Below are 19,500 nucleotides of genomic sequence, written 5' to 3' on the forward strand. Positions count from 1 at the left end.
ACTTTTGGGAAACCAATTAAACTTCATTTAACCATTTTTAGGGAACCATTAGGGCAAACGAGAGCTGAGCTAGGCAGGAAGACATGCAGGATTTCGCTTCGATCGAATGGTTTGTACTGGCCGCACTGTGCGCCGCCACGGCTGCCGCCGCAGTCTGGTGGCTATCGCCCGCGCCGCGGCGCAATGGCATGGAACATGACCTGCTTGCCGGCGACGGCCGCACCGACGCGGTCTTTCTGTTTGATGACAGCAGCCTGATCGGCTGGTCCTCCGGCGCCCGCAAGTTCATCGGCGATCAGGCGGAGAACTTTGACTGGAGCATGCTGCGCGACCAGCTGGCCCGCAGCTACCCGGGCCTGCCGCAATCCCCCGGTTTTCTTAAGGATGTGGGGCCGCTTGTTCTGTCTGGTACTGCCTCTGCCGAAAGCCGCGAGGCACATTGCGAGTGGATTGATGGTGTCACCCGCGTGCAGCTGCGCCGCAGCACACTGGAAGAGCATAACAAATCCCTGGATCAGGAACTCACCACCCTGCGCGCTGCGGTGCACCAGGCCCCCTATCCGGTCTGGCTTCAGTCGGAAGATGGAAACGTTACCTGGTCCAATCTCGCCTACGACAATCTGAACCATAAAATTCGCGGCGGCAGTGCGGATTTTGCCGATCCTTTGTTCACCGATCTCCACGATCCGATGACCAGCGGCAAGCCAGAGCGCATCCACATTCCGCTGCCGGACAGCGGCAAGAAGCTTTGGTACAACGTGTCGACAACCGAGACCGAGGCCGGCTGGCTGTGCCATGCAGTCGACGTAAATGCCGTGGTCGACGCCGAAGTTGCCCAGCGCAACTTTGTGCAGACCCTGGCCAAGACCTTTGCCCAGCTGTCAATCGGCCTGGCGATTTTTGACCGCAACCGCCAGCTGGTGCTGTTCAATCCAGTGCTGATCGACCTGACCGCGCTGCCCGCAAACTTCCTCAGCTCGCGGCCCAACCTTCTGACCTTCTTCGACCGGTTGCGCGACCAGCGTATGATGCCGGAACCCAAGAGCTATTCCAGCTGGCGCCATCAGATGGCGGACCTCCTGGAAGCAGCAGCCGAGGGCCGTTACCAGGAAACCTGGTCGCTGCCGTCGGGCTCTGTCTACAAGGTCTCCGGCCGGCCGCATCCGGATGGCGCCATCGCCTTCCTGTTCGAGGATATCACCGCCGAAGTCACCCTTACCCGCCAGTTCCGCTCTGAGCTGGAAATGGGGCAGTCGATCCTGGACCAGATGGACGAAGCCATCGCAGTGTTCGCCAATGACGGCAGCATGAGCTTTTCAAACAGCGCGTATGACACCCTCTGGCAGATGGATCCGGACTCCAGCTTTGCCAAAGTGTCCATCATGGATGCCAGCCGGATCTGGCAGGACACCTGCGCGCCTACCCCCGTCTGGGGCGAAATCCGTGACTTCGTGGCAGGCTGCGAAGGACGCGAGGCCTGGTGGTCCAATGTTCAGCTGCGCGACGGCACCGGGCTGGTCTGCAAAGTGTCCGCTATCCAGAACGGGGCCACAATGGTCAGCTTCCGCAAGCCTGAAACCGCGGCTCTGCCGGCTGGCCAGGAACGGTTTCCCGCCTCAAGCAAGAGCTGAGCCGGGAAACCCGCTTGCAGCAGCTGCGCGGCGGCGCCATTCTACCGCCATGACAATTGAAACTGCGTCGTTCACGCTGAATTCACCTGACGAAACGGCCCAGATGGCCGCCCAGATCGCCGGAGCCTTGCGCCCCGGCGATTGCCTGTTGCTGGAGGGCGTAATAGGCGCCGGAAAAACCCATTTTGCCCGCCATCTGATACAGTCCCTGATGGACGAGCCGGAGGATGTGCCCTCGCCCACTTTCACATTGGTTCAGACTTACGACGTGCCCGCCGGCGAGCTGTGGCACACTGACCTGTACCGGCTGTCCTCTTTGGATGAGCTGGAGGAACTGGGCCTGACCGAGGCCTTTGAAAATGCGATTTGCCTTGTCGAATGGCCCGATCGGCTGCAGGAGCTGACACCGCCGCATGCGTTGCATCTGGCGATAGCCCTCGACCCGGAACACGAAGACCGCCGCCATCTGACGCTTCGCTGGAGCGATGAAAAATGGCGGCCCCTAATGGAGCGCATCTGCGCATGAGCGAACGAAACGCATTGTGCGAAAGTTTCCTTTCGCAAACCCCCTGTGCCACCTGGCAGCGCGGACCGCTGGCAGGCGACGCCTCCAACCGGCGCTATGAGCGGTTGACCGGCAGCGAAAGCCAGACCGTTGTGCTGATGGACGCGCCGCCGGAGAAAGGCGAGGATGTCCGCCCCTTTGTCCGCATTGCCGGCTACCTGCGTGCACAAGGACTGAGTGCTCCTGAAATTCTGGCGCAGGATTGCGAAAACGGGTTTCTGCTTTTGGAGGATTTGGGAGACGATCTTTATGCCCGCATCATCGAACGCGAGCCCGCGCTGGAGAAAGAACTCTATGAAGCGGCGACCGACGCGCTGGTTGCCCTCCATCAGGCGCCGATGCCGGAATTGGTGCCCTATGGCCCGCGGCTGATGGCGGAAATGGCCGGGCTGGCCTTTTCGAAATACCGCGCCGGTATTCTTGGCCAGGTCGACCCGGATCTGCAGGCCCGGTTCGAAGACCAGTTCGAAGACATCCTGCGCGAAACGGTCAAGGGCGATCCTGTTCTGGTCCAGCGGGACTACCACGCAGAAAACCTGCTGTGGCTGCCGGACCGCGACGGTGTGGCCCGGGTTGGCTTGCTGGATTTCCAGGACGCGCGCGCCGGCCACCCTGCCTATGATCTTGTGTCGCTGCTGCAGGACGCCCGCCGTGACGTGCCGGCGGGTATCGAGATGCAGATGATCAGCCGTTACATCGCAGCTGCTGGCGCGGATAAATCCGGCTTCCGGACCGCCTATACCGTTTTAGGCGTGCAGCGGAACCTGCGCATTCTGGGTGTCTTTGCGCGGCTCAGCCTGGATTATGGAAAACCGCACTATGTGGATTTGATTCCACGGGTCTGGGATCATTTCATCCGCGGGCTGGACCACCCGGCGCTGGCCCCGGTGGCGGGTCTTCTGCGTGACAGCCTGCCCGTACCGAAACCGGAAAACCTGGAAAAGCTGAGGCCCTGATGCAGCGTGCTCCGAACGCCGTGATGCTGTTTGCCGCTGGTTTTGGCACCCGGATGCGGGAGCTGACCCGCGACAGGCCGAAGCCGATGATCGAAGTTGCCGGCCGGCCGCTGATTGCCCATGCGCTGGATCTGGCCAAGGAAGTTCAGCCGGCCCGGATTGCCGCCAATGTGCATTACAAGCCTGAACCGCTTTTGACCTTTTTAGAGCCTGAAAAGGTGCTGATCAGCCATGAGGCGCCCGAGATCCTCGATACCGGCGGCGGGTTGCGCCAAGCCCTGCCTCTGCTGGGCAGCGGGCCGGTTTTCACGATGAACACGGATGCTATCTGGAAAGGCCCGAACCCGCTGCAATTGGTGCAAGACGCCTGGGACCCTGACCGAATGGATGCGCTTTTGGTCTGCGTGCCGCTGGAGCGCGCGGCGGGGCGCACTGGCTGCGGGGATTTCTCAGCCGATGCCGAGGGCCGTATCAGCCGCGGCGGGAATCTGGTCTATGGCGGTGTTCAGATCCTGAAAACAGAGGGGCTGCACGACGTCGAGGAGCAGGTATTCTCTCTCAATGTCCTGTGGAACCGGATGGCTGCAGCCGGCCGGCTGTTTGCGCTGGAATATCCCGGCCGCTGGTGCGATGTGGGCCATCCCGAAGGGATCAAACTGGCCGAGGACCTGATAGCCGCAGATGATGTTTGAACCGTCCGCCAAACCGCGTGTTTTTGCCGTGTCCTGCGGCGTGGATTTTCCGGGTGCGCTGGTCGAAGGGCTGCGGGAGCAGGCCCGAAGCTTGCCGCCGGAGGCACTGGCGCGGGCTGAGCTGATCGTCAACACGTCCCGCATGGCACGGCGCATCCGCAGCCTGTTTGACAACGGCCCAGCGATGCTGCTGCCACGCATGCTGATGCTGACCGATCTGGCGCAGAAGGCTGCATTGGACGGATTGCCACCCGCCCTGCCCCCGCTGCGGCGCCGGCTGGAGTTGTCGCAGCTGATCGCCAAGCTGCTGGACGCGCAGCCTGACCTAGCCTCCCGCGCGTCCCTTTATGATCTTTCTGACAGCCTCGCGGCTCTTATCGACGAGATGCAGGGTGAAGGTGTCAGCACCGATGCCATCCGGGATCTGGACGTCTCTGACATGTCCGGCCATTGGGCGCGGGCGCAGGCCTTCATTGGTATCGCGGATGAGTTCACCGGCCTGCATGAAGGCGCGATGGACGCGCAGGCACGGCAGCGGCAGGTGGTGCTGAACCTGATTGGAGAGTGGCAGGAAAACCCGCCGCCGCATCCCGTCATCCTGGCCGGTTCAACCGGCTCCCGCGGCACCACATTGATGCTGATGCAGGCCATCGCCCGCCTGCCGCAGGGTGCGGTGGTGCTGCCCGGATTCGATTTTGACCAGCCGGACCACGTTTGGGATGGTCTGGATGACCCGATGATCTCGGAAGATCACCCGCAGTACCGCTTCCACAAACTGATGAAAGATCTGGAGCTGGCCCCGGGCGATGTACTGTCCTGGACTGGAACCCCACCGGTCTCTCCCGAGCGCAACCGTCTGGTCTCTCTCGCCTTGCGTCCTGCTCCGATAACTGACGCCTGGATGAGCGAAGGCCCCAAGCTGACCGGGTTGGACAAAGCCACGGAAAATGTCACGCTTGTTGAAGCCCCAAGCCCCCGTTCCGAGGCACTGGCCATCGCGCTGCGCCTGCGCCAGGCGGCAGAGGACGGTCAGACCGCTGCTCTGATCACGCCCGACCGGATGCTGACGCGCCAAGTCTCCGCCGCGTTGGACCGCTGGGACATCCTGCCGGATGATTCCGCCGGCCAGCCGCTTCAGCTGTCGCCGCCGGGCCGGTTCCTGCGCCATGTCGCCGGGCTGTTCTGCAAACCGCTGGCCTGCGACAGCCTGCTGACGCTGCTGAAGCACCCGCTCACCCATGACGGCGCTGATCGCGGCAACCACTTGCGCCAGACCCGTGAGCTGGAGCTGTCGCTGCGCCGCAATGGACCGCCCTTCCCCGATGCCGCGGCTTTTGCCGGCTTTGAAAAGGGACGCAACCTGATCCCCGGTTGGACAGAATGGCTGTCCGCCTGTTTCGCGGATCAGGAGATCGCCGGCACTCTGCCCCTGACCGATTGGGCCGAACGGCTGCGGCAGCTGGCCGAGCGCATCGCCGCCGGCAGCCAGGCTGATGGCGCAGGGACACTTTGGGACAAGAAAGCCGGGCAAGCCGCCCTCGCCTGCATCGAAAACCTGGAAGCCGAAGCCCCCTTTGGCGGAGAAATGAGCGCCCGTGATTTCGCCGACCTGCTGGGCGCGCTGCTGAGCCAGGGCGAGGTGCGCGACCGCGATGCGCCCTATGGCTCGATCATGATCTGGGGCACGCTGGAGGCCCGGGTGCAGGGCGCCGATCTGGTCATTCTGGGCGGTTTGAACGAAGGCAGCTGGCCGGAGGCCGCCAGCCCTGATCCCTGGCTGAACCGCCAGCTGCGCAACCAGGCGGGGCTGTTGCTGCCTGAACGCCGTATCGGTCTGTCGGCGCATGACTTCCAGCAGGCGATTGCCGCACCTGAGGTCTGGCTGACCCGCGCTGAGAGGTCAGAAGAAGCCGACACCGTGCCGTCGCGCTGGTTGAACCGGCTGACAAACCTGCTGTCCGGGCTGCCGGATCAGGGCGGCCGCGATGCGCTGAACGCGATGCGTGCAAGGGGCCAGAAATGGCTGGGCTTGGCAGACGCACTGGAGGAACCCGCGTTCATTCCGCAGATGCCGCGCCCGTCGCCGCGGCCGCCGGTTGCGGCCCGCCCGCGCCGCTTGACCATCACAGAGATCCCGCGCCTTATCCGTGACCCCTATGCGATCTATGCCAAACATGTGCTGCGTCTGAAGCCGCTGAACCCGCTGGTGCAGGAGCCCGACGCCCTGCTGCGCGGGATCGTGGTGCATGAGGTGTTCGAACGTTTCATCAAGGAAGCACAGGCGGACCCTAGCCTGCTGACCGCAAGCCAGCTGATTGAGAAGACCCGGGAATTGCTGGAAACCCACGTGCCCTGGCCGGTTGCGCGCATCCTGTGGCACAGCCGCATCCGCAAGATTGCCAGCGATTTTGTATTGGCAGAACAGGAGCGGCAATCCCGCGCCAAACCGGTTGCCTTTGAAGCCAAAGGCAGCGCCCGGCTGGATCCGCTGGATTTCACCATCGCCTGCCGCGCCGACCGGATCGACATGGATGAGCGCGGTTTCCTGCATCTTTATGACTACAAGACCGGCACACCACCCAGCGAGTCCCAGCAGAAGAAATTCGAGAAACAACTGCTGATCGAGGCCGCCATGGCAGAAGAGGGCGCCTTTGACGATCTTGGCCCGGCGGAGGTTTCCCGCGCCCTGTTCATTGGTCTTGGGTCCAGTATGAAAGAGGTGCGCGCACCGCTTGAGGAGGAGCCGCCGACCAAGGTCTGGGATGAGCTGAAGACCCTGATTGGAGCCTATTTCGAGCCTGAACAAGGTTATTCGAGCCGCCGCATGGTGTATAGGGACGACCTTGCCGGCGACTATGACCACCTGGCGCGCTACGGCGAATGGGACCGCAGCGCCGAACCGCAGCCGGAGGATCTGGCATGACCATCCGCGACGCCGCCTCCGAGGCGCAGTTCCGCGCTGCGCGCCCTGATACCTCCACCTGGCTGGCCGCCAACGCGGGATCGGGCAAGACCAAGGTGCTGACCGACCGGGTGGCCCGGCTGCTGCTGAAGGGCGTGCAGCCTCAGCACATCCTGTGCCTCACTTATACCAAGGCGGCGGCCAGCGAGATGCAGAACCGTCTGTTCAAACGGCTGGGTGAATGGGCGATGCTGGATGACCCCGCGCTGATCGCTGCATTGACCGAACTTGGGGAGGTCAGCACCGCGCCTGCGGATCTGGCCCAAGCGCGGACCCTGTTTGCCCGCGCGATCGAGACGCCGGGCGGGCTGAAGATCCAGACCATCCACTCCTTCTGCTCGTCGCTGCTGCGCCGCTTCCCGCTGGAGGCTGGTGTCAGCCCGCAGTTTTCCGAAATGGACGACCGGGCAGGCCAGCTGCTGCGGGCGGAGATCATGGAGGATTTTGCCCAACGCGATGAGGCCCCGCTGGTCGATGCCCTGGCGCGGCATGTAAGCGACAGCGACTTTGAGACACTAACCTCCGCGATTTGCCAGCGCCGGGCCGATTTCGGAGAACCGCTGAGCTGGGCCGGGCTGCTGGACTTGTTCGAACTGCCTGAAGGTTTCGACGAAACAGCACTGGAAACGCTGGTATTCCTGGGCGGCGAGGAAGAATTGCTGCAGCGCACGCGTGAGATGCTGGGGCAGGGCGGTTCGACCGACCAGAAAGCGGCCGGGAAGCTGGCAGGGATCACCAAGCCAACACTCGCAGATCTGGGCACATTGGAAAGTGTTTTCCTGACCGGCGCCAGCGCCAAGGAGCCGTTTACTGCCAAAATTGACAAGTTCCCAACCAAGAAACTGCGCGAAGCCCATCTGCCGCTGATGGATCAGCTGGAACCGCTAATGCGGCGGGTCGAGGATGCCCGTGCCAAACGTTTGGCGCTGTCCGCCGCGCGCAAGAGCCACGACCTGCACCGGTTTGCCGCCGCCTTTCTGCCAGAGTATGAGCGCCGCAAGCAGCTGCGCGGCTGGCTCGACTTTGACGACTTGATCCTGAAGGCCCGCCAGCTGCTGAACGATCCGGGTGTTGCCACCTGGGTATTGTACCGGCTGGACGGCGGCATCGATCACATCCTGGTGGACGAGGCGCAGGACACCAGCCCGGTGCAATGGGACGTGATCGAGAAGCTGGCGCAGGAATTCACTGCCGGCGAGGGCGCGCGCTCTGATGTGGAGCGCACGATCTTTGTTGTCGGTGACAAGAAGCAGTCGATCTATTCTTTCCAGGGCGCTGACCCGGATGCGTTTGACCGGATGCAGCAGGAGTTCAGCAACCGGCTGGCGGAAACCGGGGCAGGGCTGCAGGATGCCTCACTTGATTTCTCCTTCCGCTCCTCTGCAGCGATCCTGAAGCTGGTCGATCTGGTGTTCAAAGACAGCCTGCGCGCCGGCTTTCGCAAGGACGCGCTGCACCGGGCCTTCAAATCAGACCTGCCGGGCAGGGTGGACCTGTGGCCGGTGGTCGAAAAGGTGGAGGATGACGAGGATCCAGACTGGACAAGCCCTGTCGACCGCCCCAGCAGCCGCCACCACACGGTGATCCTGGCAGAACGGATTGCGGCGTCGATCAAGAAGATGATCGAAACAGGTGTCACCATCCCCGAGGATGGCCCGGAATGCGGCACGTTTCAGCGCCGTCCGGTGCAGGCTGGTGATTTTCTGATCCTGGTACAACGGCGTTCGGAGTTGTTTTCGGAAATCATCCGCGCGTGCAAGAAGGCTGAACTGCCGATTGCCGGCGCTGACCGGCTGAAAGTCGGCGCAGAACTGGCGGTGAAAGACATCGCCGCGCTGCTGCGGTTTCTGGCACTGCCAGAAGACTCTCTGTCTCTGGCGGAGGCTTTGAAATCGCCGTTGTTCGGCTGGGAGGAGCAGGCGCTGTTCGACCTCGCGCACCGGCGGGAAGCCATGTACCTGTGGCCGGCGCTGCGGGAGCGTGCAGGGGAGTTCCCGGAAACCATGGCAGTGCTGGATGACCTGCGCGCCAATGCGGATTTCCTGCGCCCCTTTGACCTGATCGAACGCATCCTGACCCGCCACGGCGGCCGCCAGAAATTGCTGGGCAGGCTGGGGCCGGAAGCGGAAGACGGTATCAATGCGCTGTTGTCACAAGCACTGGCTTATGAGCGCACCGACGTGCCCAGCCTCACCGGGTTTCTGGTTTGGATGCAGACGGACGATCTGGAAATCAAACGCCAGATGGGCGCTGCCGGGAACATGATCCGGGTAATGTCTGTACATGGATCCAAGGGGCTGGAGGCGCCGATTGTGATCCTGCCGGACACCGCGAAACGCCAGGCGCCGCGGGACGCGGAGATCATGCTGGCCGATGGCACACCTGTCTGGAAGCTTCCCAAGGATCAGATGCCTGCAGCCATGCTGGCAGCCCGCGAATCTGCCCAGGAAAAGCTGCAGAATGAACGCCTGCGTCTGCTATATGTGGCTCTAACACGTGCAGAGAAGTGGCTGATTGTCGCTGCCGCCGGCGACGCGGGTGAGCGGGAAGACAGCTGGTACCGCATGACAGAGCACGCCTTGCGCGAAGGCGGCGCAGTGGAGGCTGACTGTCCTGGCGGGGCCGGCTTGCGACTGCAGCACGGGGATTGGGACGGGCTGCCTTTGGTTGACGCGCCGGTCGAGAAAGTTGTGAAACACAGCCTGCCTGAGGTTTTCAACCGGCCTGCCAAAGCCTACGAGGCGCCGGCACCGGCGCTTAGCCCCTCTGATCTTGGCGGGGCTAAGGCCCTGCCGGGTGAAGCGGGCCTTGACGAAGATGCCGCCAAGGCGCGCGGCGGCCGGCTGCACCTCTTACTCGAGCATCTGCCAGGCCGGCCTGAAGGTCTCTGGCCAAAGCTCGCCGGCAACTTGCTGCAGAATGCCGGTGACACTGAAGACCTGCTCGCCGAAGCGTCCAGTGTTCTGAGTAACACGGGTTTAGCTCATATTTTCTCCGCGGAAAGTTTGGCTGAGGTTCCGGTAACCGCAGACCTGAATGGAACCCGTCTGCACGGCATCATCGATCGGCTGATCGTCACAGCGGACAGGGTTCTGGCAGTCGATTTCAAATCCAATGCCACCGTGCCTGCAACGCCCGCTCAATGCCCCGAAGGCCTGCTGCGACAAATGGGTGCCTATGCCCAAGCGCTGGCGCAGATCTACCCCGGCCGCACTGTTGAGACTGCACTGCTCTGGACCCGAACGGCCACGCTGATGCCGCTGCCGCACGAACTTGTGACAGCCGCGCTGATGCGGCGTCTGGAACCTTGACGATCCGTTAAGCCGTACATAGGTTCCAACTCCAGTTGCCACACACTCATGGAGACATGCATATGTCCACCGTAGCCGTCACCGACGCCACCTTTGACGCCGAAGTCAAGAACTCCGATATCCCCGTTGTGGTGGATTTCTGGGCAGAGTGGTGCGGTCCCTGCAAACAAATCGGCCCGGCTCTGGAAGAGCTGGCCGCGGAATTCGGCGGCAAGGTGAAAATCGCCAAGGTCGACGTTGACAGCAACCCGAACTCCGCCGCTGCCATGGGCGTGCGCGGCATTCCGGCGCTGTTCATCTTCAAGGACGGCCAGGTGATCTCCAACCGTGCCGGCGCCGCCCCCAAGGCTGCGCTGCAGAGCTGGATCGAAGAATCGATCTAAGCCGGATCCAAACGGATTTCGAAGGGCTGTCCCCGCCGGGGCGGCCCTTTTTCATTCTGAGCGCTGGCGTACCGGCCGGCAGCAAACTGGCACTGTTCTTTGCGCTGATGTCTTGCAACGGTTCGCCAGGAGACAGGTAATGGAGGCAAAATGTCCAAGACACGGGTATTGGTGGAATTCGGTATGGGCACATCGCTGAGACGCGAGGATTATACCGAGGCCGCCCGCCGCGCGATCAAGGACGCGCTATGGCACAACTCCGTCAGCATGGCGGAGCTTTTTGATTTCCGTAAGGAAGACATGATCATCGAAGCGGAGATCGGCGTGCAGAAACCGGACGCCGTCGACAGGGACGCGTTGCTTGAAATCTTCCCCTACGGCAAACCCAGCATCCGTGTTGTGGAAGGCGGGCTCAACATTGAGAAACCGCATGGCGGGCGCACGGTGATTGCCAATGCGGCGGTGGTAGTTTCCTTTGACATGGAGGCGGCGGAATGAGTGAGAAGCGTATCATTCTGGAAATGGGCACAGGCAACGATCTTTACGGTCAGGATTACACCAAGGCTGCGCGCCGTGCTGTGCAGGACGCGCTGCATCATTCGTCTATCACCCTGTTCGCCAAGCTTGGTATCGATCACAGCGAAATGCGCGTTGATGTGACCATCGGGGTGCAGCAGCCGGAGGCAGTTGATTGCGATCTGGTCGCGCAGGATTTGCCCCGGGGCAGGGCCAGCGTGCGTGCCGTCAAGGGCGGGCTGGATGTTGCAGATGCAGACGCAGGAAGCCGCCACGTGGTGGCAACCGCTGCAATTGAAGCCTGGCTGCCGGATCAGGCCGGAAAATACAATATCGCCGTCCCAGAATGAACAAAGCCGCCCGTTTCTGGGCGGCTCTTTCTAAATCTTCGACCATTCTGGTCTCAGATTTTTGCGATATCAGCGCGGCTCATGCCGATGTCATCGAGCTGCGCATCGGTCAGCCGGGACAAAGCCTTGCGGGTTTCGCGGGCTTCGTACCACTCAACGATGGAGCTTTTCACACTGGTCATAGTGTCGACCACGCGGAGAACGGTGACTGCTCCGAGCGGCGCATGAATGTTTGCGGTCGTCATTTGCGCATATCCTTCTAAGAAACAGCCGACCCTGTGCCGGTTGTGAGCCTCATGTAGGATGCGTGGCTGAGTCCCGCAATTGCCGGTTCAACAGCCCCGCCTTGCACTTTCTGCATAGCAGCAAAAGGCCTGGCGGCCGTGGCAATGCCTGTGATCCCGCCCGCTCTCTTGTGCCGGCGGGGGGATGGTTCCATATAGGGGGCAACTTAACGGAGGCATAAATGGCAGACGATCAATTCCCCGGCTGGCACGGCACCACCATCATCGGCGTCAAGAAGAACGGCCAGGTGGTCATTGCCGGCGATGGTCAGGTGTCGCTGGGGCAGACAGTGATCAAGGGAACCGCCCGCAAAGTCCGCCGGCTGTCGCCCGGCGGCTTTGATGTGGTGGCCGGTTTTGCCGGCTCGACCGCGGATGCATTCACCCTGCTGGAACGGCTGGAAGCCAAGCTGGAAGCAACCCCGGGCCAGCTGGCCCGCGCCAGTGTTGAGCTGGCCAAGGACTGGCGCACAGACAAATACCTGCAGAAGCTGGAAGCGATGCTGATCGTCACCGACGGAACCGACATGTTTGTGATCACCGGCGCCGGCGACGTGCTGGAGCCCGAACATGACGTGGCAGCCATCGGATCCGGCGGCAATTTTGCCCTGGCAGCAGCCCGCGGCATGATGGACAGCGATAAATCCGCAGAAGACGTTGCCCGCGATGCAATGGCAATTGCTGCCGACATCTGCGTCTATACCAATGGCAGGCTGACGGTGGAAACCATCGGCCAGGACGGCTGAGATGAGCCGGATAGGTCAGGATGACCTGCGGGCCGCTGTTGGGTCAGGTTTGGTAAGCGAGGCACAGGCGGCGTCATTACTGGCGCTGGCAGACAGCCGGCGGGGGGCACGTGAAGACCTCGCCCCCGGAGATGAGCCTTTTGAGCTGTTCAAAGGTTTCAACGAGATTTTCATCGTCATCGGCCTGCTGATCCTGACCTCGGGCTGGGTGGGTTTCATCGCAATTGATCTGAGCGGATCTCCGAGCGACTATCAAAGAAAGGCCGTAACGGCCGCTATCGTCGGCGCCGTCGTATTATGGGGTCTGTCCGGGTACTTCATCCGCCGTCGCCGCATGGTGGCGCCGGCGATTGCGCTGTCGCTTCTTTGGGCCATCAATGCGGGCACCGGTTTGAATGCCCAGTTTAGCCAGCCCTTCATGATTGCCCAGAACGATTATGGCAGCCTGCCGCTGCCCCTGGCGTTGACAACAGCGGCCATCGCGCTCTTTTGGCTGCGCTTCCGGGTGCCATTTGCCATGGCTTTGATTGCGCTGGGGGTCTTTGCCTTTGCGCTGCTGTCCGGCGCCATTCAGGCCGGCACCCCGGCAGGGATTGGCGATCTGTTCCTGCTGTCAGCCACCGGTTCGTTTGCCTGGATCACCCTCGCGGTCGGGTTGGCGGTGTTTGCCGTTGCCATGGGGTTTGACCTCAGCGATCCGCATCGCGTCACCAGACGATCAGCGCAGGGGTTCTGGCTGCATGTCGTTGCCGCGCCAGCCCTGGTCAACACCATTGCTCTCAGCCTTCTGGACAGTGGAACCTCCAGTTCAAACCTTCTCTTGTTTGCCGTCCTTGTGCTGTTTGCCCTCATCGCAATCATCATCGACCGCCGCTCCTTCCTGATTGCCGCCATCGGCTACAGCGTCACCCTGGCCGGCACCGTGTTCAACGGCGAAGGCACCGCCATCACCATACTGGCGCTTGGCGTGTTTCTGGTTGCCCTCGGCGCCTTCTGGAGCCGCATCCGAGCGGCCATGCTTACCCCCTTGTCCGGTGTGCTGCCACTTGACCGGCTGCCGCCCTCACACTGAAACGGAAAGACCCATGACTGATCTGACCCCGCGCGAAATCGTTTCCGAACTGGACCGCTTTATTATCGGCCAAAAGGAAGCCAAACGGGCCGTGGCAGTAGCGCTGCGCAGCCGCTGGCGGCGCAAGCAGCTGGCTGACGACCTCCGCGACGAGGTGTACCCCAAAAACATCCTGATGATCGGCCCCACCGGTGTCGGCAAGACAGAGATTTCCCGCCGCCTGGCCAAGCTGGCCCGTGCGCCGTTTATAAAGGTGGAAGCCACCAAGTTCACCGAGGTTGGTTATGTCGGCCGCGATGTGGAGCAGATCATCCGCGATCTTGTGGACAGCGCCATTGCTCAGACCCGCGAGTACATGCGCGAGGAAGTGAAGGCCAACGCCCACAAGGCAGCGGAAGACCGGGTTGTGGAAGCCATCGCCGGCACAGATGCCCGTGAAGCCACCCGCGAGATGTTCCGCAAGAAGCTGAAGGCGGGCGAACTCGACGACACGGTTATCGAGCTGGATGTGGCCGACACCTCCAACCCGATGGGCATGTTCGAGATCCCCGGCCAGCCCGGTGGCGGCAATATGGGCATGCTGAACCTGGGCGACCTGTTCGGCAAGGCGATGGGCGGGCGCACCACCCGCAAAAAAATGACCGTTGCCGAAAGCTATGAGGTGCTGATCAGCGAGGAGGCTGACAAGCTGCTGGATGACGAATCCGTCACCCGTTCCGCTCTGGAATCGGTGGAGCAGAACGGCATCGTCTTCCTGGACGAGATCGACAAGGTCTGCGCGCGTCAGGAAACCCGTGGCGGCGACGTCAGCCGGGAAGGCGTGCAGCGCGACCTGCTGCCTCTGATCGAAGGCACCACCGTCAGCACCAAACACGGGCCGGTCAAGACGGACCACATCCTGTTCATCGCCTCCGGTGCCTTCCACATCGCCAAACCGTCGGATCTGCTGCCGGAACTGCAGGGCCGGCTGCCGATCCGGGTGAACCTGCGGGCGCTGACCGAGAAGGATTTTGTCCGCATCCTGACCGAGACCGACAACGCGCTGACACGTCAGTACACCGCGCTTATGGGCACAGAGGAAGTCGAGGTAACCTTCACCGAAGATGGCATTGCCGCGCTTGCCAAGATTGCGGCCGAGGTGAACCAGACAGTCGAAAACATTGGTGCCCGCCGGCTTTATACCGTGATGGAACGGGTCTTCGAGGAACTCTCCTTTACGGCACCAGACCGCTCCGGTGAGGCTGTCACGGTTGACGCGGCTTTTGTGACCAAAAACCTGGGCGAGCTTGGCCGGTCTGCGGATGTCAGCCGTTACGTGCTGTAAACCGCCATCAAAAGGCACAGCTACTGGACAATGGCGGCAGGTCGGATAGCCTGCCGCTATTTGAATTTGGGGGCTGGCATCATGCAGGTTCTGCGCGCGGTTTGCGTTTTTTTGATGATCGGGCTGGCAGGTTGCGCAGACAGATCCTACTCACCCACAGTTCCTGAAGCCTTGAACGTTGGCAAACCCGCAACTGTATTTGCAGCTACAAACCGGGAACCGTTGCCCGATGGCACATTCGGGTCTGAAAGAACCGACGGTATTAGCCTGCTGGAACTGACAGTTTCAATTCCGCCCGAACATAAACCTGGCTCACTGAAATTCGGTTATGCAAACCCTGACCCCTCGGCCGAGTTCACTATGGCGGGACGCAGTAAATTCCGAACTGAAGCGGCCTTTTCATCCAGGCTGCAACAGGAATTGGCCAAGTTTCCAGCCAATGAGCGGGATGTCACAGTGTTTGTGCACGGCTTCAATTCCACCCAGGCGGAAACCGCGTTCAGGGCCGCCCAGCTGACCCATGACCTGAATGTCCCTGGCGCAACCGTGATCTATTCCTGGCCCAGCAAAGGCAAGGCACTTGGCTATGCCTATGATGGTGACAGCGTTCTGTTTGCCCGTGACGGTCTGGAATCTCTGTTGCGCAAGCTGCGCACCTCCGGTGCCGGCCGGATTGTTGTTGTGGCACATTCCATGGGCGGGCTGCTGACCATGGAGGCGCTGCGGCAGATTGAGATCAAGTCGCCAGGGTGGACTGCTCGCAATCTAGGCGGCGTGGTGCTGATGTCACCGGATTTGGACGTGGATGTTTTCAAGTCGCAAATGGCCCGCTTTGCCGAAGTCCCGCAACCGTTTGCGATTTTCGTTTCGCAAAAGGACAGCATCCTGACCTTGTCGCAGAGGTTACGGGGATTGAACGGGCGTGCAAGGCTAGGCAACCTGAACAATGCCGAGGAGATCAGTGATCTGCCGGTGGAGGTCATTGATACTACAGCCTTTGCAGATGAGGCAGAATCTCAGCATTTTGTTGCCGCTACGTCGCCTGCGCTGCTCGCGCTGCTGAATGGTGCGCGTGAAACAGCGCAAACCTTTGACCGCGATCAGGACCGTTTGCGCAGACTTTTGCCTGGTCAAATCATTGTCCGTGAGAATGCAATTGAAATCGCCTTGGAAGGCCCCCCGTCGGACAGCAGATGACAGCCCTTAACGGCTGCGCCTGAGATAGACGTAGTAGGCGCCTTCACCGCCATGACTGAGGTGGGCCGGTGTGACCTGCAAGACGGCTTGCGACAACGGCGGCAGGGCCAGCCACTGCGGCACCTTGTGACGCAGCACTCCGCGCGGCACTGGCATTGGACCCGGCTCGTCCCGGTCCTTGCCCTTGCCCGTTACCACCAGCACCAGCCGCTTGCCCGACGCCTGAGCCGACAGGATGAAACGCGTGAGTGCAGGATGAGCGGTGTCGATCCGCATGCCGTGCAGATCCAGCTTGCCTTCCGGCCTGATCTTGCCGCGTTTCATACGGCGGAAAGCCTTTTCGTCCATTTGCAAGGGATCGCTGGCGAAGCTTCGGGCAATCGAAGGCTTCAGATCGTGTTTGACGGGTTTCGCCTTAGCCCGGCTGCCAATCTCAAATGCCGCCAGGCGCGGCTCCGGCTGCTTGACCGGTTTGGGTTTGGGCATCGGCGGGGCTGGCGGCGAAGAATGCGCACCCGGGTGCAGCCGCTCTGTGTGCTTCACGACCTTGTGCCAAAGGTCGATTTCGTCGCCTGTCAGTTTGCGCCGTGTCATTCAAATGTCTTCCGGCAGCATCGCATAGGCCCGCTGGATCGGCAGCAGAACCACCATCCGTCCCGGGTCTTTCATGGTGCCAGCGGTCTCGCCCGCTGCATCACCTGTTCCGACAAAAATGTCGGCCCTTTGCGCGCCCTTGATGGCAGAGCCGGTGTCCTGTGCAACCATCAGCCGCCGCAGCGGCATGTGCCCGTCCTTCTCCACCCAGACCGGCGCCCCTAGCGGGGTGTAGGCAGGATCGGCGGCAATGGTGCGCATTGGCGTTACAGACCGGTTCATCGCCCCGAGCGGCCCCTTGGAGGCTGCAACCCTGCGCACCTCCCGGAAAAACACATAGGACGGATTGTGGAACAACAGTTCCTTACCGTCGGACGGGTTGCGGCGCACCCAGGATTTGATCACTTGTGCACTTACCTGATGGGCGTTGTAGACGCCGCGGCGCACCAATTCCTTGCCGATGGATTTGTACGGATGGCCGTTGGCCCCGCCATAGCCCACGCGGATGGTCGAGCCATCCGGCAACCGGATCCGCCCGGATCCCTGGATTTGCAGAAAGAACAGCTCCACCGGGTCATCGACCCAAGCGATTTCCAGACCACGGCCCTGCATCACATCGCTTGTCAGGATGTCCCGCCGCGGCAGCCAGAGACCGGCACCCCGTGCCTCTGGCGGCATTTTGTACACCGGATAACGGTAGCGGCCTGTGGGGTAGCGCGAACCGCTCAGCTCCGGCTCGAAATATCCGGTAAAAAGGGCAGGGTTCCCGTCCTCAATCAGCACCGGGCGAAAAAACAGCTCGAAAAACGCGCGGGCGCCATCAGACGACTGCGATCGGGCGGCCTTGCACAGTGCAGCCCAATCCGGATCCTTTAGATCCTTGCACGTCCCCAGAAAAACTTCCAGCGCGGCTGCGTGATCATCCTGTGCCCAGCCGTCCAGCTGGGCAAAATCCAAAATGCTGGACACGGTTTCAGATTGCGCCCCGGAGGCGGTCATCGCGGCGCCTGCAATTGCAGCCGCCCCAAGTGCCCCCCGAAGCGCCGCAATCATGCGTCCGTCGCAACAAGCTGCCAGTTGGGATCGTCACTGCCCATGTTACGGGCAAAGACCCAGGTGTCTTTCTGGCGTTTCACGGCCTTGGGATCACCCTCTACGATGTCGCCGCCGCGGTCACGCACAACAGACGTCAGCTCACCAACGAAACGCATGGTAATCTCAGCCCGGCCCGACTGTGCATCAAATTGCGCGTTGGCCAGAGTGGTTTCACGGACACCGATGAATTCAGCTTCAATCTTATAGCCCTGGTCTTCACGCTGCGCGACAGCTTCTACAAAGCTATCGAACACGTCTTCCGCCAGGAAGGGCTGGATTTCGTCCAGATTTCCGTGCTCGAAACCCATCAGGATCATCTCATATGCGCCGCGGGCGCCTTGGACAAAATCCTGCACCTGAAACGATGGCTCAGCCCGTTTCATGGCAGCCAGGGCCTGGGCCTGCGGGCTTTCTTCTGCCACGTAATCGGTAATATCGCGGTCCGGGCCGCCTTCGATAACTTCCAGATCCGGGCGGCGGCTCTTGGCTTCGGATTTTGGCAGCGGCGGTTTTTCGAACCCTTCGCGCGTTCCCAGAACGCTTTTCAAGCGCAGGATCAGAAACACGGCAATACCGGCCAGAACCAAAAGCTGAATCACAGGCGACTCCATGGATACCTCATACTAGGCGTTCGTGCTTTGTTTGAAACCAAAGCGATCAGACCTTATGTAGGTGACAGGCGGGAGCAAGTCTACCGCCCGGACGTATGATCGCAAGGAAACCCCATGTATCTCTTCCTGGCCTTTCTGATGGTTCCCATCATTGAAATTGCTTTGTTTATTCAGGTCGGCGGTGCAATCGGCCTATGGCCGACCTTGGCCATCGTAGTGCTGACCGCGGTATTGGGCACCTGGCTGGTGAAAACCCAAGGGCGCATGGCAATGGGACAGCTGCGGTCGTCCTTTGAACAATTGTCTGATCCGGCAGAACCGCTGGCGCATGGCGCAATGATCCTGTTTGCAGGCGCTTTGCTGCTGACCCCTGGTTTCTTTACCGACGCGGCTGGGTTTGCCTTGCTGATGCCGCCTGTGCGGCTGGCGGTTTACCGCTATCTGCGTGCCCGTATCACCGTGGCACAGTTTCAGATGGGTCCAGGCAGCATGCAGGGCCGCCACTATCCCGGCGCTGCCGGCAGGCCGGATGATGTCATCGATGGTGATTACGAAGATGTGACCCCGGGTCATCGCCCGAACGGCACCTCAGGCTGGGTTGATGGCCCCCGTTGAGCTGCCTGAACCAAGCTGTTAAGCACGGTCCAAAGCATTTTTTCAGGAGTATCCCGATGGCCGAAAACGGCGAAGCCCAGCAGCAGCCGCAAGTCCAGATGAACATTCTGGCCCAGTTCATCCGCGACATGTCGTTCGAAAACGTAATGGCGCAAAAAGGCACCGGCGGCGAGGTTCAGCCCGACGTCAGCGTGCAGGTGAACCTGGATGCGAAGAAACGCTCAGTTGAGAACCAATACGAGGTTGTCACCAAGCTGACCGTGGAGTCCAAAAACAAGGAGGGCGGCAACGTCCTGTTCGTGCTGGAGCTGGAATATGTCGGTGTCTTCAACATCGTTGGAATTCCGGAAGACCAGCTGCACCCGTTCCTGCTGATCGAATGCCCGCGCATGACCTTCCCGTTCCTGCGCCGCATCGTGTCCGACGTGACCCGCGACGGCGGCTTCCCGCCGCTGAACCTCGACAACATCGATTTTGTGGCGATCTACCGCAACGAGTTGTCCCGCCGCCAGTCCGAGGCGGCAGCTGCTGCACCCACGCAGTAAGAAGCTTCCCTTAAAAAGAAAACGCCGCTGACATTCAGCGGCGTTTTTTAT

At 61.3% G+C, this 19,500-nt stretch carries 19 protein-coding genes; 15 read left to right on the top strand and 4 right to left on the bottom strand.

Annotated elements, in window-relative coordinates; all coding sequences use genetic code 11:
* The first annotated feature begins 83 nt into the window (after window positions 1-83).
* The 9 genes from N6L27_RS14665 (at window position 84) to N6L27_RS14705 (ending at window position 11,366) form a co-directional block, all read left to right on the top strand.
* On the top strand, window positions 84-1,631 hold the full coding sequence (locus tag N6L27_RS14665) for a PAS-domain containing protein (RefSeq protein ID WP_271908040.1): 1,548 nt from the start codon (window positions 84-86) through the stop codon (window positions 1,629-1,631).
* A 49-nt stretch (window positions 1,632-1,680) separates the two neighbouring features.
* Window positions 1,681-2,157 carry a tRNA (adenosine(37)-N6)-threonylcarbamoyltransferase complex ATPase subunit type 1 TsaE gene (gene tsaE / locus N6L27_RS14670; protein ID WP_271908041.1) on the top strand — a complete coding sequence of 159 codons (477 nt, stop codon included), beginning with the start codon at window positions 1,681-1,683 and terminating at the stop codon, window positions 2,155-2,157.
* Window positions 2,154-3,152 carry an aminoglycoside phosphotransferase family protein gene (locus tag N6L27_RS14675; RefSeq protein WP_271908042.1) on the top strand — a complete coding sequence of 333 codons (999 nt, stop codon included), beginning with the start codon at window positions 2,154-2,156 and terminating at the stop codon, window positions 3,150-3,152. The genes tsaE and N6L27_RS14675 overlap by 4 nt, the downstream gene beginning before the upstream one ends.
* Complete coding sequence (locus tag N6L27_RS14680) at window positions 3,152-3,844, top strand: nucleotidyltransferase family protein (RefSeq protein ID WP_271908043.1); 693 nt, start codon at window positions 3,152-3,154, stop codon at window positions 3,842-3,844. The genes N6L27_RS14675 and N6L27_RS14680 overlap by 1 nt, the downstream gene beginning before the upstream one ends.
* A complete protein-coding gene (addB, locus tag N6L27_RS14685; protein ID WP_271908044.1) occupies window positions 3,834-6,767 on the top strand; it encodes a double-strand break repair protein AddB in 2,934 nt (977 codons plus the stop codon). Before N6L27_RS14680 ends, addB begins: the two co-directional genes overlap by 11 nt.
* The gene (gene addA, locus N6L27_RS14690; RefSeq protein ID WP_271908045.1) at window positions 6,764-10,117 is read left to right on the top strand and encodes a double-strand break repair helicase AddA; all 3,354 of its coding nucleotides are present in this window, start codon (window positions 6,764-6,766) and stop codon (window positions 10,115-10,117) included. The genes addB and addA overlap by 4 nt, the downstream gene beginning before the upstream one ends.
* 62 nt (window positions 10,118-10,179) lie before the next feature.
* A complete protein-coding gene (gene trxA / locus N6L27_RS14695) occupies window positions 10,180-10,500 on the top strand; it encodes a thioredoxin (RefSeq protein WP_019295334.1) in 321 nt (106 codons plus the stop codon).
* Between the two features lie 150 nt (window positions 10,501-10,650).
* The gene (locus N6L27_RS14700; protein ID WP_271908046.1) at window positions 10,651-10,998 is read left to right on the top strand and encodes a Lin0512 family protein; all 348 of its coding nucleotides are present in this window, start codon (window positions 10,651-10,653) and stop codon (window positions 10,996-10,998) included.
* Window positions 10,995-11,366, top strand: coding sequence for a Lin0512 family protein (locus tag N6L27_RS14705; RefSeq protein ID WP_271908047.1), 372 nt, complete (start codon window positions 10,995-10,997; stop codon window positions 11,364-11,366). The genes N6L27_RS14700 and N6L27_RS14705 overlap by 4 nt, the downstream gene beginning before the upstream one ends.
* 53 nt (window positions 11,367-11,419) lie before the next feature.
* Here the strand turns inward: N6L27_RS14705 and N6L27_RS14710 are convergent, their stop codons facing one another.
* On the bottom strand, window positions 11,420-11,611 hold the full coding sequence (locus tag N6L27_RS14710; RefSeq protein ID WP_039184491.1) for a DUF1127 domain-containing protein: 192 nt from the start codon (window positions 11,609-11,611) through the stop codon (window positions 11,420-11,422).
* Between the two features lie 221 nt (window positions 11,612-11,832).
* On the opposite strand from N6L27_RS14710, the gene hslV reads away from it, so the two are divergent.
* From hslV to N6L27_RS14730, 4 genes are all read left to right on the top strand, one after another.
* On the top strand, window positions 11,833-12,396 hold the full coding sequence (gene hslV / locus N6L27_RS14715) for an ATP-dependent protease subunit HslV (RefSeq protein ID WP_271908048.1): 564 nt from the start codon (window positions 11,833-11,835) through the stop codon (window positions 12,394-12,396).
* Between the two features lies 1 nt (window position 12,397).
* Complete coding sequence (locus tag N6L27_RS14720) at window positions 12,398-13,468, top strand: hypothetical protein (RefSeq protein ID WP_271908049.1); 1,071 nt, start codon at window positions 12,398-12,400, stop codon at window positions 13,466-13,468.
* Between the two features lie 13 nt (window positions 13,469-13,481).
* A complete protein-coding gene (gene hslU, locus N6L27_RS14725) occupies window positions 13,482-14,792 on the top strand; it encodes an ATP-dependent protease ATPase subunit HslU (RefSeq protein ID WP_271908050.1) in 1,311 nt (436 codons plus the stop codon).
* A gap of 81 nt (window positions 14,793-14,873) precedes the next feature.
* Entirely contained in the window at window positions 14,874-15,989 is a 1,116-nt protein-coding gene (locus tag N6L27_RS14730) for an alpha/beta hydrolase (protein WP_271908051.1), read from the top strand.
* Between the two features lie 6 nt (window positions 15,990-15,995).
* Here the strand turns inward: N6L27_RS14730 and N6L27_RS14735 are convergent, their stop codons facing one another.
* From N6L27_RS14735 to N6L27_RS14745, 3 genes are read right to left on the bottom strand one after another with little or no spacing between them, the layout of a single operon-like run.
* Window positions 15,996-16,583, bottom strand: coding sequence for a Smr/MutS family protein (locus N6L27_RS14735; protein WP_271908052.1), 588 nt, complete (start codon window positions 16,581-16,583; stop codon window positions 15,996-15,998).
* Window positions 16,584-17,636 (bottom strand): murein transglycosylase A, encoded by a 1,053-nt coding sequence (gene mltA, locus N6L27_RS14740; protein WP_271908053.1) that lies wholly within the window; start codon window positions 17,634-17,636, stop codon window positions 16,584-16,586.
* Complete coding sequence (locus N6L27_RS14745) at window positions 17,633-18,289, bottom strand: Tim44/TimA family putative adaptor protein (protein WP_271908054.1); 657 nt, start codon at window positions 18,287-18,289, stop codon at window positions 17,633-17,635. Before N6L27_RS14745 ends, mltA begins: the two co-directional genes overlap by 4 nt.
* 114 nt (window positions 18,290-18,403) lie before the next feature.
* Here N6L27_RS14745 and N6L27_RS14750 point away from each other — a divergent pair, with 114 nt between their 5' ends.
* On the top strand, window positions 18,404-18,904 hold the full coding sequence (locus tag N6L27_RS14750; RefSeq protein ID WP_271908056.1) for an FxsA family protein: 501 nt from the start codon (window positions 18,404-18,406) through the stop codon (window positions 18,902-18,904).
* Window positions 18,905-18,960: 56 nt separating this feature from the next.
* Window positions 18,961-19,449, top strand: a complete 489-nt coding sequence (secB, locus tag N6L27_RS14755; RefSeq protein ID WP_271908057.1) for a protein-export chaperone SecB — start codon at window positions 18,961-18,963, stop codon at window positions 19,447-19,449.
* The last annotated feature ends 51 nt before the right edge of the window (window positions 19,450-19,500 follow it).

The organism is Leisingera sp. SS27, assembly GCF_028368855.1.
Classification (GTDB): domain Bacteria; phylum Pseudomonadota; class Alphaproteobacteria; order Rhodobacterales; family Rhodobacteraceae; genus Leisingera.

Coding starts and splice junctions, on each gene's coding strand:
- N6L27_RS14665 (WP_271908040.1), top strand. CDS start 84: ATGCAGGATTTCGCTTCGATCGAATGGTTTGTACTGGCCGCACTGTGC.
- tsaE (WP_271908041.1), top strand. CDS start 1,681: ATGACAATTGAAACTGCGTCGTTCACGCTGAATTCACCTGACGAAACG.
- N6L27_RS14675 (WP_271908042.1), top strand. CDS start 2,154: ATGAGCGAACGAAACGCATTGTGCGAAAGTTTCCTTTCGCAAACCCCC.
- N6L27_RS14680 (WP_271908043.1), top strand. CDS start 3,152: ATGCAGCGTGCTCCGAACGCCGTGATGCTGTTTGCCGCTGGTTTTGGC.
- addB (WP_271908044.1), top strand. CDS start 3,834: ATGATGTTTGAACCGTCCGCCAAACCGCGTGTTTTTGCCGTGTCCTGC.
- addA (WP_271908045.1), top strand. CDS start 6,764: ATGACCATCCGCGACGCCGCCTCCGAGGCGCAGTTCCGCGCTGCGCGC.
- trxA (WP_019295334.1), top strand. CDS start 10,180: ATGTCCACCGTAGCCGTCACCGACGCCACCTTTGACGCCGAAGTCAAG.
- N6L27_RS14700 (WP_271908046.1), top strand. CDS start 10,651: ATGTCCAAGACACGGGTATTGGTGGAATTCGGTATGGGCACATCGCTG.
- N6L27_RS14705 (WP_271908047.1), top strand. CDS start 10,995: ATGAGTGAGAAGCGTATCATTCTGGAAATGGGCACAGGCAACGATCTT.
- N6L27_RS14710 (WP_039184491.1), bottom strand. CDS start 11,611: ATGACGACCGCAAACATTCATGCGCCGCTCGGAGCAGTCACCGTTCTC.
- hslV (WP_271908048.1), top strand. CDS start 11,833: ATGGCAGACGATCAATTCCCCGGCTGGCACGGCACCACCATCATCGGC.
- N6L27_RS14720 (WP_271908049.1), top strand. CDS start 12,398: ATGAGCCGGATAGGTCAGGATGACCTGCGGGCCGCTGTTGGGTCAGGT.
- hslU (WP_271908050.1), top strand. CDS start 13,482: ATGACTGATCTGACCCCGCGCGAAATCGTTTCCGAACTGGACCGCTTT.
- N6L27_RS14730 (WP_271908051.1), top strand. CDS start 14,874: ATGCAGGTTCTGCGCGCGGTTTGCGTTTTTTTGATGATCGGGCTGGCA.
- N6L27_RS14735 (WP_271908052.1), bottom strand. CDS start 16,583: ATGACACGGCGCAAACTGACAGGCGACGAAATCGACCTTTGGCACAAG.
- mltA (WP_271908053.1), bottom strand. CDS start 17,636: ATGATTGCGGCGCTTCGGGGGGCACTTGGGGCGGCTGCAATTGCAGGC.
- N6L27_RS14745 (WP_271908054.1), bottom strand. CDS start 18,289: ATGGAGTCGCCTGTGATTCAGCTTTTGGTTCTGGCCGGTATTGCCGTG.
- N6L27_RS14750 (WP_271908056.1), top strand. CDS start 18,404: ATGTATCTCTTCCTGGCCTTTCTGATGGTTCCCATCATTGAAATTGCT.
- secB (WP_271908057.1), top strand. CDS start 18,961: ATGGCCGAAAACGGCGAAGCCCAGCAGCAGCCGCAAGTCCAGATGAAC.